This is a genomic window from Candidatus Flexifilum breve, assembly GCF_016713355.1.
Window position 1 is genome coordinate 1 of record NZ_JADJPI010000012.1, and the last position, 12,827, is coordinate 12,827.

At 61.2% G+C, this 12,827-nt stretch carries 11 protein-coding genes and 1 pseudogene; 7 read left to right on the forward strand and 5 right to left on the reverse strand.

The features are described from left to right. Nucleotides 1–196: hypothetical protein (locus IPK17_RS13720; RefSeq protein ID WP_343418265.1), on the forward strand; the 196-nt coding region annotated here is incomplete at its 5' end. Nucleotides 197–225: 29 nt separating this feature from the next. Here IPK17_RS13720 and IPK17_RS13725 read toward each other — a convergent pair. After that, nucleotides 226–813, reverse strand: coding sequence for an NADPH-dependent FMN reductase (locus tag IPK17_RS13725; RefSeq protein ID WP_343418266.1), 588 nt, complete (start codon nucleotides 811–813; stop codon nucleotides 226–228). A gap of 167 nt (nucleotides 814–980) precedes the next feature. Here IPK17_RS13725 and IPK17_RS13730 point away from each other — a divergent pair, with 167 nt between their 5' ends. The 3 genes from IPK17_RS13730 to IPK17_RS13740 all read left to right on the forward strand — a co-directional run bounded on the left by IPK17_RS13730 (nucleotide 981) and on the right by IPK17_RS13740 (nucleotide 4,889). Further along, nucleotides 981–1,781, forward strand: a complete 801-nt coding sequence (locus IPK17_RS13730; protein WP_343418267.1) for a nucleotidyltransferase family protein — start codon at nucleotides 981–983, stop codon at nucleotides 1,779–1,781. Between the two features lie 84 nt (nucleotides 1,782–1,865). Beyond that, nucleotides 1,866–4,379, forward strand: coding sequence for a transglycosylase domain-containing protein (locus IPK17_RS13735; RefSeq protein ID WP_343418268.1), 2,514 nt, complete (start codon nucleotides 1,866–1,868; stop codon nucleotides 4,377–4,379). A 153-nt stretch (nucleotides 4,380–4,532) separates the two neighbouring features. Then, nucleotides 4,533–4,889 carry a pyridoxamine 5'-phosphate oxidase family protein gene (locus tag IPK17_RS13740; protein WP_343418269.1) on the forward strand — a complete coding sequence of 119 codons (357 nt, stop codon included), beginning with the start codon at nucleotides 4,533–4,535 and terminating at the stop codon, nucleotides 4,887–4,889. 135 nt (nucleotides 4,890–5,024) lie between these two features. Here IPK17_RS13740 and IPK17_RS13745 read toward each other — a convergent pair whose 3' ends face one another. Both IPK17_RS13745 and IPK17_RS13750 read right to left on the reverse strand, forming a co-directional pair. Beyond that, a complete protein-coding gene (locus tag IPK17_RS13745) occupies nucleotides 5,025–5,306 on the reverse strand; it encodes a PHP domain-containing protein (protein ID WP_343418270.1) in 282 nt (93 codons plus the stop codon). Next, nucleotides 5,297–5,872, reverse strand: coding sequence for a PHP domain-containing protein (locus IPK17_RS13750; RefSeq protein WP_343418271.1), 576 nt, complete (start codon nucleotides 5,870–5,872; stop codon nucleotides 5,297–5,299). The genes IPK17_RS13745 and IPK17_RS13750 overlap by 10 nt, the downstream gene beginning before the upstream one ends. A gap of 132 nt (nucleotides 5,873–6,004) precedes the next feature. Between IPK17_RS13750 and IPK17_RS13755 the strand changes: the two genes are divergently transcribed. Continuing rightward, nucleotides 6,005–6,877 carry an alpha/beta hydrolase family protein gene (locus IPK17_RS13755; protein WP_343418272.1) on the forward strand — a complete coding sequence of 291 codons (873 nt, stop codon included), beginning with the start codon at nucleotides 6,005–6,007 and terminating at the stop codon, nucleotides 6,875–6,877. Between the two features lie 235 nt (nucleotides 6,878–7,112). Here IPK17_RS13755 and IPK17_RS13760 read toward each other — a convergent pair. Beyond that, a pseudogene (locus IPK17_RS13760) lies at nucleotides 7,113–7,911 on the reverse strand (IS5 family transposase). Between the two features lie 214 nt (nucleotides 7,912–8,125). Beyond that, nucleotides 8,126–9,886, reverse strand: a complete 1,761-nt coding sequence (locus IPK17_RS13765; RefSeq protein ID WP_343418273.1) for a sensor histidine kinase — start codon at nucleotides 9,884–9,886, stop codon at nucleotides 8,126–8,128. Nucleotides 9,887–9,992: 106 nt separating this feature from the next. Here IPK17_RS13765 and IPK17_RS13770 point away from each other — a divergent pair, with 106 nt between their 5' ends. Together IPK17_RS13770 and IPK17_RS13775 are read left to right on the forward strand one after the other, a co-directional pair. Further along, on the forward strand, nucleotides 9,993–11,291 hold the full coding sequence (locus tag IPK17_RS13770) for a tetratricopeptide repeat protein (protein ID WP_343418274.1): 1,299 nt from the start codon (nucleotides 9,993–9,995) through the stop codon (nucleotides 11,289–11,291). A 47-nt stretch (nucleotides 11,292–11,338) separates the two neighbouring features. After that, on the forward strand, nucleotides 11,339–12,700 hold the full coding sequence (locus IPK17_RS13775; protein ID WP_343418275.1) for a tetratricopeptide repeat protein: 1,362 nt from the start codon (nucleotides 11,339–11,341) through the stop codon (nucleotides 12,698–12,700). Nucleotides 12,701–12,827: the final 127 nt, after the last annotated feature.

Below are 12,827 nucleotides of genomic sequence, written 5' to 3' on the forward strand. Positions count from 1 at the left end.
TCACCCCGTAGCTAAACAGCGCCACATTCGCTCGTTGCCAACTATTGAAAACCCGGTAAATGGGCTGACAACAGTCTCTCCCATTGGTACAGTAATGGATAGTTCATCGCTCATACTCGGTTTGCTTGGTCGCTACCAGTGGAACGATGAACTCCTGCTTTCAACCCTTTCCCAAACATGTCCTCTCCTCAGCTGAAGTCGGGGAGGGGACGGGGGTGGGGTGAACTACACCCCGGCAGTCTGTCCCTGCGCGCGGTACATGTTGACCAGCACCGCGAGGTTCTTGAGCAGGTCGCGCATAAAACCGCGCGTTGCCTCGTCGGTGAGGTGCAGGTTGGCGTCAAACTTGTCTTTCGCCGTCATCACCAGCACCTGCGGCGTGTTGACGACCGGGTTATCGGTGTACACCAGCACCTGCCGCAGATGATGCTGCGCGCGCACCGTGCCGAACAGCCCGGTCGATGCGCCGAGCATGGCGACCGGTTTACCCTTGAGCGGCACCTGCTTGTTAGCATCGGGGCGCGACGCCCAATCGATGGCGTTTTTGAGCACGCCGGGAATCGAGAAATTGTATTCCGGCGTGGCGATCAGCAGCGCGTCCGCCGCCGAGATCTGCTCGCGGAAGTCCTGCACCGCGTCAGGATAACCCTGCGCCCGTACATCATCGTTGTACAGTGGGATGCCGCTGAGATCGGCTGTGTCCAAGGTCATGCCTTCCGGCAGCAGGTGTCCCGCTGCCCGGAGCAGCGCGCTGTTATACGATCCTTGTCTTAGGCTCCCCGAAATGCCGAGAACGCGAATAGGCTGAGTCATGTCTCGTTTCCTTACACTCCACCACAGTCCCTACACTGTACAGATTAGGCATGAGAATTCCGTGATCAATCGGGCAGCAGTCCGTTTGAGCGCAGCGGGTCAGCATAGGGCAGGCGTCATGCAAGCGGCGCGCACCCGTCACCGCAATTTCCGGTAAAATTAAGCTCATGATGATTAAACTACCTGATGATAAACAAGCCTTCCTTGACGACCTGCTCCCGCGCTTGACCGCCGTGCCCGGCATGGCCGCGGTGGTGATCGGCGGGTCGCTGGCGCGTGGCACCGCGCGTCCCGATTCCGATCTCGACCTCGCGCTCTACTACCACGACGCCGCGCCGTTCGACCTCGCCGCTATCCGCGCTATCGCCGAAGCGATCAGCGCCGAGGGTACGCCCACAGTCACGGGCTTTTACCAGTGGGGCGCGTGGGTCAACGGCGGCGCGTGGATCAAGACGCGGGCGGGCAAAGTCGACTTCCTTTACCGGAGCGTCGAGCATGTGCGCCGCACCATCGACGAAGCGCATGCCGGGCACACGCACACCGACTACGAGCAGCAGCCGACCTTCGGCTTTCACAGCACCATCTACCTCGCCGAAACGCACGACTGTGTCCCCGTCTACGATCCCGACGGCGTGATCGCCGCCCCTCAAAGCGGCGGTCGCGACGTATCCGCCCGCCCTCAAAGCACAGATGATCACGGGCAGCCTGTGGAGCGCGGAATTCACGCTCTATCACGCGCAGGGCTTCGCGGCCACCGGGGACGCCTACAACACGGTCGGTTGCATCACGCGCATGCTGTACAAGCTCACGCATGCTGTATGCGCTCAATGAGACGTATTTCGCGGGCGACAAACGCTCGCAGGACAAGATCGCCGCGTTCGCCATCAAGCCGGAAGGCTATCTGGCGGCTTTCGAGCCCTGCTGCGCCACCCCGGCGCGGATCTCGCCGCGTCAGTCGCCGAGGTTGAGCGGTTGTGGCGGAGCGTCAAAGCCCTGTCGGACGATTACGCGCCGCTCTGGCGCGTGTGAAAGATTGACCATGCTGAAACGGTTTGCGCGCGCTCAAACGCTGGCAGAAACTCGGTGTGATCGCCGCGGCGCTGGGCGCGGTGTTCGCAGTGACGATGTATGCGTGGCTGTTCGCCGATCTGCCGAGCATCGATCAGATTCACGCGGGCCTGACGCTGCCGTCCACGCGCATCTATGACCGCAACGGCACGCTGCTCTACGAGATCCTCGCCGACAGCGAAACGGGCGGGCGCAACACCGCGATCCCGCTGGAGAGCATCCCGCAGCACTGCCGCGACGCGGTGATCGCCACCGAAGACGCCAATTTTTACAACCATCCCGGCGTCGATGTGGTCGGCATCGCCCGCGCGGTGTGGATCAACGTGAGCGGCGGCGAAGTATTGGCGGGCGGCAGCACGATCACGCAGCAGGTGGCGCGCACGCTCCTGCTCGACCCGCAGCAGCGCGCCGAGCGGTCGCTGCGCCGCAAGCTGCGCGAGAGCATCCTCGCCCTGCGCCTGCAAACTGCCTACAGCAAAGCCGACATCCTCGCGCTCTACCTGAATCAGTCGTATTTCGGCAACCTCGCCTACGGCATCGAAGCGGCGGCGCAAGCCTACTTCGGCAAGTCCGCGCCGGATCTCTCGCTAGCGGAATGCGCTTTGCTGGCGGGGCTGCTCCAATCGCCCGCCGTGTACGATCCGCTGACCAACCTCGAAGCGGCCAAAGATCGCCAAGCCGTGGTGCTCAACCTGATGGTGCAGTACGGCTATCTCGACGCAGCGACGGCGGAACTCGCGCGCAATGACGAACTCCAATTCGCGGCCAGCCCCTTCCCCATCGAAGCGCCGCACTTCGTCATGGCGGTGATCAAGCAGTTGGAACGCGACTATCCCGATGCGCTCTACCGCGACGGTCTTGACGTCATCACGACGGTCGATCTCGACTGGCAGCGCGCCGCGGAACGCATCGTCAACCGCCAGCTCGACGGGTTGAATCACCCGGCAGCGGGCGGTCGCCAGCCCGCCAACGCCAACAATGCCGCCGTCGTCGCCCTTGATCCGTATACCGGGCAGGTGCTGACTCTGCTCGGCAGCCCGAACTATTTCGACGAGGCCATTGATGGCGCGGTCAACGCGGCACTGGCCAACCGCCAACCGGGCAGCACGCTCAAGCCTTTCACCTATGCCGCCGCCTTCGACCCGACGAGCCCCGATCCGTGGACGCCCGCCACCATGATCCTCGACGTGGAGACACCGTTCGTCACCCGACGCCTGGAGAGCTACACGCCCGCCAACTTCGGGCTGGTCGAACATGGCCCAGTGCTCATCCGCGAGGCGCTGGCCTCTTCCATGAATATCCCGGCGGTCGTCACGCTCGAACACGTCGGTGTGAGCACCTTGATCGAATTGGCGGCGAACGCCGGCTTGACCACGCTCTCCGGCAACACGAATCTTGATCTCTCAGTCACGCTCGGTGGCGGCGAAATCCGCCTGCTGGACCTCGTGCAGGCCTACAGCATTTTCCCGAACGGCGGTTACCACATTGACCCGGTGTTCATCCTCAAGGTCACGGATCGCGGCGGCCAGGTACTCTACGAATGGCAGAGACGCCCGCTGACGCAGCGCGTGATCGACGAGCGCGTCGCCTTCCTCATCACCGACATTCTGAGCGACGACGAGGCCCGCCTGCAGGGGTTTGGACGGCGCAGCGCGCTCAATATCGGGCGACCTGCGGCGGCCAAAACCGGCACGACGACCGATTATCGCGACAACTGGATCGTCGGCTACACGCCGAATCTGGTGGGCGGGGTGTGGGTGGGCAACGCCGACAACACGCCGATGGTCGACGTGACGGGCGTGAGCGGCGCAGCGCCCATCTGGAACGCGTTCATGCGCGAAGTACTGACTGGTCAACCGGAACTCGAATTCCCTCAGCGGACAGATCTGCTGCGGCTCGAAGTCTGCGCGGTGAGCGGTCTGCTGGCGACGCCGGAATGCCCGCGCCGCCGCGTCGAGTGGTTCATCCCCGGCACCGAGCCAACCGAATACGACAACTTCTACCAGACGTTCACGATCGACCGCCGCACCGGGCAGTTGGCCGATGACGCCACGCCCGAAGCCGACCGCCTCGACCGGATATATCTGGTGCTGCCGCAGGAAGCGCGCGATTGGGGCATTCGCAACGGCATCACGCCACCGCCCACCGCCGCCGAGATCGTGCAGACCGACGACGATGACGGTCTGCGCCTGCTCGAACCTGATCCGTACACCATCTTCCAGATTTCGCCGCAGCTTCCGGTCGAAGCGCAGCGCCTGCGCCTGACGGTCGGCGCGCCGTCGGGCACGGAATCGGTGACGTATGCCATGAATGGCGAGACGCTCGGCACAGTCGAGGCCGAGCCGTGGGCGCTGTGGTGGCCGCTCGAACAAGGGGATTGGGAACTGGTCGCGCAGGCGACGCTGGCCGATGGCACGGTCGAAACCAGCGATCCGATCCCGTTCAGCGTGACGGTCTATACCCCGCCAGAAAGCCATACCGAAGGCACCTCGCCTTAGATTCGGTGTGCCTCGTGGGGGAACGAGGCGCGCCTCGTCCCCCCGAAAGCGTGATCATCGATTCCCCTAAACCGTGGCATTTGTCAGTGCCGACTCCAGCCGCTCGGTTTACCATCAAAATCTGTGGTGGAATGCAGCGAGTTGGAGGTCAGCATGGTACTGCAGCTAGCCAGTGAAGTGGTTTGGTCAAGCCTTAAACAGGAACTCTTTGCCGTCTTGGGCATGGTGACGGAAAAAGGCGAGGCGCGCACGGTCGGCGTGGTCTACATCGTGCACGAGCACAGGCTCTACGTTGTCACAGGCAAAGACACGTGGAAAGCGCGGCATATGACCCAAAATGCGCATGTTTCGGTGACCGTGCCGATTGCCAAGCGCATTCCCTTCCTGTTCTGGATCAAAATCCCCCGCGGCGACGATCACCTTTTCCGGTCAGGCAACTGTGCAAAGTGCCGCATCTGTGAGCAAGGATGTCTTGAAGTCGCTGCTGCGCCAAGAATCCGGGTGACCTAAGCGACATGTGCGTGATTGAAATCCAGCCCGTTGGCGACTTCGTCACTTATGGCATTGGCGTCCCGCTGATGTCGATGCGCACGCCAGAACAAGCGCGAGGTCGCGCACCGGTCGCCTAAGACCCGCTTCGTTACACTACATCTGCACCTGAAGACCCAATCGCTCTAGCAGGGGGCGACACCACGCCGCGCGGTATTTGATCGGCGGTTTGTCCGGCGTATGCGAATCCGACCCCGCGCTCGTCAACAAGTGGTGCTGATCGGCGTAGGCCTGGTACAGGGCGATCTGTTCCGACGAATGTTTGGGATAATGCACTTCGAAGCCATCAATCGGGACTTCAGCGCGCAGGGCATCGAGTGACGCGCTGTCGAAGCACAGGTAACCGTCACCGCGACCAGGATGCGCGATCAGGCACACACCCCGCTGGCATGCGCCGACTCGACGACCTCGGCAATGTCCACCGTGATCTGCTGCAAGCCGGAATCGACCAGCAGCCGCCCCGGCGAGCGTTCCGGCGTGCCGTACCCCTGCTGCCGCACGAGATCGACCAACCGATGGGGCTGCTGCACGGCGGGCTGAGCGAGCAGCGCCTCGACAGCCACCGGTGAGAGCGGATAGCCCGCTTGCGCAATCGCCTCGACGGTCTGGCGTATATTCGCCTGCTGTCGCCGTAGGAGGCCATCGGCCACAGGCTGCAGCGCGTTCGCCGCCGGGTCGAAGCCAAAACAGAGTACATCAATCAGTTCCCCGTGCCAATGGGTACTCATTTCCACGGCGACCAGCAGATGAAAGCCTTTCGCCGCGGCGACTGCCTGCAGCAGCGGCGTGATATCCACACGATCATGATCGGTGATGGCAGCCAGCGCGAACTGTTCAGCCATCAAGTGATCGATGAGCGCTTCCGGCGTCCATGTTCCGTCGCTGTACAACGTGTGCAGTTGGAGATCAACCGCCGCGTCCGCTGCAAGAATCGTGTTGTTCATAACCACCATCCTAGGTGCAACCAATCTCGACTTGATCCTACTCCCAGCCCTAATCAGCCGCTACCACCGCCCCCATTCACCGCCACAGAGCTATACTCCACAGGGTATATTCTCTTTTGAAGGAGCACCATTATGAAACTGCGTTTGTTCGCCTTTGCGCTCACGCTCGTGTGCCTGTTGAGCTTCGCCGGAGTCGCGTTGGCTCAGGATGCCGCCCCCGTCAATGATGGAGAAACTGTGATCACTCTTGAGAATGGCGTCGTCGGGACGCTGAATGTACCGGAATCAGACTCTCCCGTTCCCGCTGTGCTCATGCTGCATGGCTTCGCCAGCTCACGCAATGAAGTCGGCGATATGTACCTGCGCCTCGCCGCCGCCCTCGCCGAACGCGGCATTGGCTCCCTGCGCATCGACTTCAGCGGTTGGGGCGAAAGCGCGGGCGACATGGCCGAGAGCACGGTCAGCGGCATGGTTGCGGACGCGGAAGTCGCGCTCCAATACCTCCAAAGTCTGGACGGCGTCGATGCATCGCGCCTCGGCATTCTCGGTTTCAGCCTCGGCGGCGGGATCACCGTGTTCACCGCGGGCGAAAACCCCGACGCCTTCAAGTCGATGGCGCTGTGGTCAACGTTTGGTAACCTGCGCGACATCTTCATCGAAGAATTGACGCAGGAGAACTTTGACGCCGCCGCGGCCAATGGCACAGTCGAGATCGACCTCGGCTGGCGCATGGTCACGCTGGGTAATGGCTTCTTCACCGGGTTGGAAGACTTCGACTATCAGACGGAATTCCCGAACTACACGGGTTCGTTCATGGTGGTCGCCGGGTCGGAAGATGGCTCCGCCGACTTTCTCGACTGGTACCGCGAACATGCGCAGGGCGCGCTCCGCGCCTCGTACCTCGTCCCCGGCGCGGATCACATCTACAACGTGCTGACCGAGGATCAGACCTTGGCGGAAGCGACCATCAAGGCGACGGCGGACTGGTTCGCCATGACGCTGTAAGGGCGATCCGCCTCACCCCTAAGTCCCCTCTCCCACGGGCGAGGGGCATAGCGATCAGCGGACGCGATAAATCGCGTCCCTACGAAAACTGTTTCGGTCTGCGGGATACTTCTGGCTCCCCTCCCTGAATTCGGGGAGAGGCCGGGGGTGCTGACAGGGGTAGGTTTTTCATGGTTCCCAATGGAACCTGGGGTTCCTTCGCCAAAAAACCTGTAGGGACGAGGCATGAGGGTGTTTAAAAAGCCCTCATGCGCGCCAAACGTCTGACCAAGAGATGGCTCATCGCCACATAAATCCAGTTTTCACTGGTCTGACACAGGTATTCGTAATCCTTGCTCAGGCGTCGGTACCGTCCCAACCAAGCGAAGGTTCGCTCAACGACCCATCGTTTGGAGGTCACAGCGTACGCCCGCGCTTTCTGCTGGATACTCATCTGCACCTCAAGCCCCTGGATGTGCCATGCATAAGCGCGAAACAAACCTTCATAGCCACCATCGACCCAAAGTACCTCGAGACGGGGGTAAGACGCCCTAACTTTGCGGAGTAGGTAGGCACCGCCGTGCTCATCGCGGACAGCGGCGCTGGTGATATGCACGCCGAGCACCAGACCTTGGCTATCCACGAGCAGATGACGCTTACGCCCGTTCACATGTTGTGTGTCCGTCCCAGCCTTTGCGCCCCCTTTTTTCCGTCGTTTTCCACGCTTTGGCTGTCGAGCGCCCCGGCACTCGGACAGGATCCCGCCCGGTTTCCGTGCGCCATGTCGTGCGTAACTGCGCATGAAGTTGGTGCCAAACGCCCGCCTGACACCACCGACGAAAGTAACCATACACGGTTTCCCAAGGCGGAAAGTCATGCGGCAGCATCCGCCAACTTCCCCTGTCCGCAGCACGTACAGGATGGCGTTAACGACTTCACGGCGCGCGTAGCGGGCTGGACGTCCGCCGGGCTTCCACCGCAGGGATGAGGGCCTCGATGTGCGCCCACTCCCCGTCACTCAAATCACTGGGATATGTTTTCCGTTTTTCGCTCATGCCCCCAGTTTATCACTTTTTAAACACCCTCATGCCTCGTCCTGTCTTTCTCTGGAGAGGGCAACCCATCCGTCATCTATTTCCATAAGTGAGGAAAATCAAAGCGTTACGCGGAGCGGTTCTGGTGCGATTTTCTACCGAGGACGAGGCATGCCTCGTCCCTACAATTAAAAACCTACCCCTGACAGGGCCGGGGGTGGGGTAAGGCTGATCTCTACGCTGTGCCCTGATAAGGCGGCAGGCGAAAACCAAACGTGCTGCCCGTGCCATACTCGCTCTGGAGGAACATGCTGCCGGAGTGCCGCTCGACGATCCCCTTGACGAGGTACAGGCCTAACCCCGTCCCTTCGATTTTGACTGTTTCCCGCGTGCGCACCCGGTAGAACGGGTGAAAGAGCTTCGCCTGCATCTCGGCGGGGATGCCCACACCCGTGTCGGTCACCGCAAACGCGATCTGATCGGATTCGGTGTACAGCCGTACGCGCACGGTCCCGCCCGGCGGCGTGTATTTGATGGCGTTGCTGATCAGGTTGGTCACGGCCTCGCGGAGCTGCACGGAGTCACCGCAGACGGAAAGCGGCGCATCAGCAATGCTCACCGTGTAGGTCAGCGGCTTGTCCGCGGCTGATCGGCTCATGCCATCCGCCGTCTCTCTGACCAGCGCGGTCAGGTCGACCTGTGCCATCGTCTGCTCGGCGGCCATCCGTTCGATGCGATCCAATGAAAAGATATCGTTGACGATCTGGAAAATCTTGCTCGACGCCCGATCCATATGTTCGAGATAGGTCTGCACGTCGCTGATCGGCATGGCGGGGTCCTGTTCGCGGATCAGTTCGAGATACCCCTTGATCATGCCGAGCGGCGTTTTGAGATCGTGCGCGCCCATGCGGATCATTTCCGTCTTCAATTCTTCAAGGCGGCTGATGCGCGCCAGCAGCGCCTGCTGTTCGCGTTCGACCTGTCGGATGAGGGTGATATCGCTCAGGATGATGATGTGGCCGCGCATTTGCCCGGAACGCGACAGTGACGGCGCGACCCGCACCTTATAATCCGCGCCCTTGAAATGCACGTCCTCCGCGTCAAACTGATCACCGAGCGCCCGCGCCAGTTCGGGGCACGCTGCCGTTAGCGGCAGGCCAATGACCTCGCCGCGCGTGGCCTGCACAAACGGCTTGGCCGCGGGATTGAACACCAGCACCCGCCGCTTGAGATCACACACGATCACCGGATTGGGCGAACTGGTGAAGATCGTTTCGTAGGGCACGGGCAGCACTTCGACGAAGCGCAGCCGGAACACGGCAATTGTTAGCAGCCCCGCGCCGACCAAATAGCTGATCGGGATCGGGTGGACGCCTTCGATCAAGTACCAGCCAAACACGGTCGCATACTGCCCCGCGGCAGGGATCAGCGTGCCCGCTAGCCACAGGATCATCTGCCAGCGATACAACCGCCACTGGCGGACATGCGCGCGCACCAGCAGCCCCACGCCGCTGCCCAGCAGCAGCACCGTATACACGAAATACACGTAAAACACCGGCCCATATTCCGCCTGAAACACGTTGAAAGCGGGCGTCGTCAGCACATGGATGTCGCGCCAGATCAGCCCGTGCAGTTCATTGGTGACGGCCAGCGCGAAAATGCCAGTGGGCACAATCGCCAAAAACCAGCCGACGCGCTCCGCGATAGCCCCGTACCCAGCGAATTTCAGGGTGAAGATGAACCACAGCAGCACACTGAACACGCCGATATACTGAATTTTGCTGGCGGTCAGCGACATGGCCGGGCCGGGGCTGATGATTTCCAACGTGTAGCCCGCAACTTCAATCGCTTCGCACAGTATCAGCAGCGAAAACAAGCGCCCGCCGGTAAAGTTATCCTGCCGTGACCAAGCGTACAAGGTCAGCGCCAGCATCACGAGAATGCAGGCCGCTCCCAATACGGTATTAATGGTCAGAGCATTGATGGCCAGCGTCACGCCGAAATGAACCTCTCTAGAACAAGCGCCCTGAGATCAGTATAATGGACACTGAGTGCAATCAAGCACAAGCTATTACACTAATGAGGTAACTTCGTAAGAAACTATGCAGATCAAACGCGACTATACGAAACCGCTCTTCCGTGACCATCGGAAAAAACGCGGGACATGGCGCTGGATTCTGCTCTACTTCCTCTTCATTGGCGCCTTTCTCTTCTTCGTCGACAGTCAATTTTCCAAGTTGCAGTTGATGGCTCTCGATATGATCGGGCAAGCGCCGCCGCCGACTCCCTTCGCCAGTGAATTGGCGACGCAGGGCATGAACTTGTTCATGTCCGGGGATATGCAGGGCGCGCGCGACTATTTCCGCCGGGCGGTGCTGCAGCAGCCGCAAAATGTCGATTACATGTATGAATATGGACGAGTCCTGCTGGAACTTGGCGTCGACGAGCCCGGTTATTATCAGGACGCCATCGCCATCGGCGATCAGGCGATCAACGCCAACTCGAACGATCCACGCGGTTACGTTATCAAGGCACGGGCCATTGATCTGAATGGTGACCCGGCCAACGCCGTACCGATCGCACAGGCGGGCTTGCAGCGTGACCGCAATTTCTCGCCGCTCTACACCGCCTTGAGCAGCGCCTACCGCCAGATCGACCGCTACGACGTGGCGCTCGACTCCGCGGAAGAAGCGATCCGCCTCGATCCGCTCGACCCGTCGGCGCGGCGCGTATATGCGCTGGCGCTGATCTGGGTGGGACGCTACGAAGAAGCGCTCGACCAACTGGAGCAGGCGGTCGCGCTCAACCCGAACCTCGCCTCGCCCTACTTTGAACTCGCCAGTATGTATCGCACGCTCGCCAAACGCGACGCGAACGGCGGCCTCGACTATTATGCGCTGGCCATTGCTACCTATGAACAGGTGCTGTCCTTCCAGCCGCAGAATGCGAAAGCCTATCTGCGCTTGTGCGAAACCTACACCGAAATCGGGGAGCACCGCCGCGGGCAAGGCTACTGCGAGGATGCGCTCACCATCAACCCGCAGTATCCGCAGGCCTGGCGCGCGCTTGGGCAGACGATGTATCCGCAGCGCAACTATGAAGGTGCCATCGAGTCGTTCAAAACGTGCGTCGAGCTCGGTTCCGACGAGATCGAGTGCTACTATCTGCGCGGGCTGTCTCATTACTATCTCGGCGAGTGCAACGACGCCTGGACGATCCTGAGCGATGCGCTCACCCGCCAGCGCGCCGTCTCGCTGGTGGCGGATGATGAGGATCCGGTCATCATCAACACGATCAACGGTCTGCGCCTGATCACCGAAAACTGCGAAGGCTACGCCGGACGCGCCTTGCCGCAGCCGCCAACGCCTACGCCCATCCCGCCGACACCCATCGGGAGCTAGGTGGTGTTACAAGTCGATTTCGTAGGGGCAGACCTAGGTGTCTGCCCGTGGTGGACGCGAGCCTGTATGCGCCCATCCACACCAATTCCGCACATTTACCGGGTAAGCACGCTATGAATATGCGTTTGAATACGCCCAAGAAATATCGGGTGGGCAAGCGGCAAAAGCGCCATATGGTTTCCAGCTTGCGCTGGCTGTGGCTGTGGATTTTGACGCCGATCATCATCTTCGGCGGCTACCAGATTTACGAGCGGCGCGATGAGTTCGGGCCACCCGTGCAGGAATTCATCCGCGACCGCGTGAACGATGCGCAAAGCGGGCTGGCGACCGCCGCCGCGCCGACGCCGCTGCCCACCAGTGACCCGAGTCAGCGCATCGCGCGCGCCGACGCGCTCTGGACGCAGGGCGCGGTCGAAACGGCGCTGGATGAGTACGAACAGGCCAAAGCGGGAGCGCCCAATGATGCCCGTGTGTACTACCAGTACACCTATGGCCTGCTGATCGAAGGGCGCGCCGCCGAAGCCTTACCCGCCGCTGAAGAAACCGTCACCGCAGATCCATTCTCGTCGGATGCCTGGGCGATCCGGGCCTTCGCCCTCGCCCGCAATGATCGCTATCCGGAAGCGGTCGCCAGCGCGTTACAAGCGCTCTCGCTTGACCCGAACAATGCGACCGCGCTCGCCTACATGGCGCTCGCCTACAGCGATGCCGGGATGCCGTCAATGGCCGAGCAGACGCTCGACCGCGCGCTGGAAATCGACCCGGAGAATCCGGCGGTGTTCTACGTGCGCGGGCTGTGGAATCTGGCGGCGAACTTCGATCAAGCGGCTTACCAAGCGGATCTGCAAACCGCCTACGAGCTCGCGCCCAACCTGCCGCACATCGCCGTCGAACTGGCCTGGGCGAACTGGGGGCTAGGTGCGGCGGATGTCGGGCTGGAACAGCTCGAAGCCGTGGTCGAGCAGAACCCGAATAATCTCGACGCGCTCTACGCGCTCGGCTTCTTCTGGATGCAGACGTATGGCGACCCGAATAAAGCGCGCGACTATATTGAGCGCTGCGTCACCGCCGACCCGGCGAATGTATCGTGCCTCGACTATCTGGCGACGATTCAGCTCACCAGCCTCGAACTGGACGACGCGCTGCAAACCTATGATCGCCTGATGAACACCAACCCGACCGATCCGAAATACTACCTGCGCGCGGGGCGAACCTACGCCAACGCGGGCAACTGCAATGTCGCCTCGCCGTGGTTGCAAGAGGGCTACGAGATGGAGCAGGCGCTCGAAGAACCGAACACCGACCGCCTCGCCGCCTTCGAAGAATTCCTGATCACGTGCGGCGTCCCGATCAACCGGGTGTACAGCACATCAGAAGACGCCGCCGCCACCACCGAACCGAGTTCGTAAGACGAGTTATCAGTGAACAGTAGACAGTTCACAGTAGACAGTGAAAGACCGTCTTAACTGTGAACTGTCTACTGTGAACCTCTTTTTCTTTCTTTCCCTTTTCGATTACAATCCCCGCCAGCATAAA

Excerpts from the sequence above, each read along its gene's own strand:
- IPK17_RS13750 (WP_343418271.1), bottom strand. The coding sequence starts at position 5,872 with ATGAACAACACGATTCTTGCAGCGGACGCGGCGGTTGATCTCCAACTG.
- IPK17_RS13725 (WP_343418266.1), bottom strand. The coding sequence starts at position 813 with ATGACTCAGCCTATTCGCGTTCTCGGCATTTCGGGGAGCCTAAGACAA.
- IPK17_RS13770 (WP_343418274.1), top strand. The coding sequence starts at position 9,993 with ATGCAGATCAAACGCGACTATACGAAACCGCTCTTCCGTGACCATCGG.
- IPK17_RS13755 (WP_343418272.1), top strand. The coding sequence starts at position 6,005 with ATGAAACTGCGTTTGTTCGCCTTTGCGCTCACGCTCGTGTGCCTGTTG.
- IPK17_RS13740 (WP_343418269.1), top strand. The coding sequence starts at position 4,533 with ATGGTACTGCAGCTAGCCAGTGAAGTGGTTTGGTCAAGCCTTAAACAG.
- IPK17_RS13730 (WP_343418267.1), top strand. The coding sequence starts at position 981 with ATGATGATTAAACTACCTGATGATAAACAAGCCTTCCTTGACGACCTG.